A 1,791-nucleotide genomic window follows, 5' to 3' on the forward strand; every position below is an offset into this window, starting at 1 on the left:
GAGTATATTAATGAATACTCGTATTAAATAATATTTTGATTAATCAATAATAAATATTAAAAAATAAAAACTCTTAATTTTAAAAAAAACAAATCAAAAGGAACAAACAACCATGAAAAAACTCTTATTTAGCACTATAGCAATTAGCTCTTTAGTCTATGCTAATAATGGAAGTATTACCATAGCTAAAAATGATATAGAAAAGGTTATAGAATTATCCCCTGATAGAAACCTCCCTCAAAACAAAGCCATCAAAGAAAATCTAAAAACTAAAGATGATTATATAAAAAGCCAAGAAGCTAAAAAAGACTTTGAAGAAAAAAAGAAAGAATTAAAAGAAAAACTAAATCAAGAAGAGGAAGCTAATGGGGAAACTAACAATCAAACTAATAACACTACCAACCCAAATAACCAAACTAGCATTAATACTACTAATACAAACAATGATAAAACTAATACTAGTGTAAATGATAATAATTCTAACTCAACTAATAATAGTGATATTACTAATACAAATAATCAAACTAACAATAGTTCTAATAATAACACTACTAATACAAACAATCAAACCAATAATACTAACACCCCTACCACTAAAAAAGTAATAACCAAATATAAATTTGTTATCACTAATGAAAACACTAGCTTTGAAAAGCTAGGTATTAAAGAAGAAGATTTACAATTACTTATTAGTGAGTTTAGCACTAAAAGATTTAGCTTACAAGATTTACAAGATATATCTAATATCATTGCTTATTATTTCCAAGTTAATGGCTATCCTGCAGCAACAGCTTATGTACCCCAACAAGAATTTGAAGATAGTGTACAAATAAACATAGCCTTAGGAACATTAGGTAAGTATATAATAAAGAATAAAACTACTATAAAAGATTATTTTTTTGAAAGTAAGCTTAATGAAAGAATCAAAGGTAAAATCATCTCTACTAAACTCATAGAAGATAGTGTATATAAAGTCAATGAAATGTATGGAGTACAAACCCTAGCAGGTTTACAAGCAGGAGAGAATGTAGGAGAAACTGATGTAGTTATAGAAGTAGTTCCTGATACTAAGGCTAATGTATTATTATATGCTGATAATTATGGTATTGAAAGTGCAGGGGATATTAGAGCTGGTATTAGTATGGGATTTAATTCTATATTTAATATGGGAGATTATTATAATTTTTACTTACAATCAAGCAATGAAAAACAAATTAACTATGGAGCTAGTTATACTTTCTTTTTAGGAAATTTAAAAATTACTCCAAGTATATCTCAAGGATCTTATTCTTTGGGTGGAGATTATAAAGAAGTTGGTTTTAGTGGTACTTCTAGAAATTTCGGTGTAGATTTTTCTTATCCTATGTGGATTAATACTAATTCCTCTTTATATCTTACTTCAAGTATTTATCATAAAATATTAAAAGATGAACCTTTCTCAAATATATTTGAAGGTTATAGTATTGAAAAACATTCTAATGTAGGTAGTATGGGTTTAGAAGGTTTATTTAGAGGATTTGAAAATAATACTTTAAGTTATAGTGCTAAGATAAGCATAGGTAAGGTATATGATGATGGTAATTCTTTAAGTTCTTATACTTCTAAAAATGGAGGCTTTGGTTGGTTTAGAAAACTCAATGCTAGTGTGAATAATTATTATAGTATTAATGAATACATTACGCATACTTTAAATATAAACTATCAAAAGGTATTAGGGAATTTTGAATTAGATCCTTCTGAGAGTTCCTCTTTAGGTGGAGCTTATGGAGTAAGAGCTTATGATAATGGAGA

1 protein-coding gene is annotated in these 1,791 nt (G+C 27.0%); it reads left to right on the forward strand.

The features are described from left to right. Positions 1 to 112 precede the first annotated feature (112 nt). Positions 113 to 1,791 (forward strand): ShlB/FhaC/HecB family hemolysin secretion/activation protein (locus tag L8X36_RS08025; protein ID WP_263683322.1); only part of this gene is annotated, 1,679 nt, incomplete at its 3' end.

Source organism: Campylobacter sp. CNRCH_2014_0184h (assembly GCF_025772985.1).
In the GTDB taxonomy this organism is placed as follows: Bacteria; Campylobacterota; Campylobacteria; order Campylobacterales; family Campylobacteraceae; genus Campylobacter_D.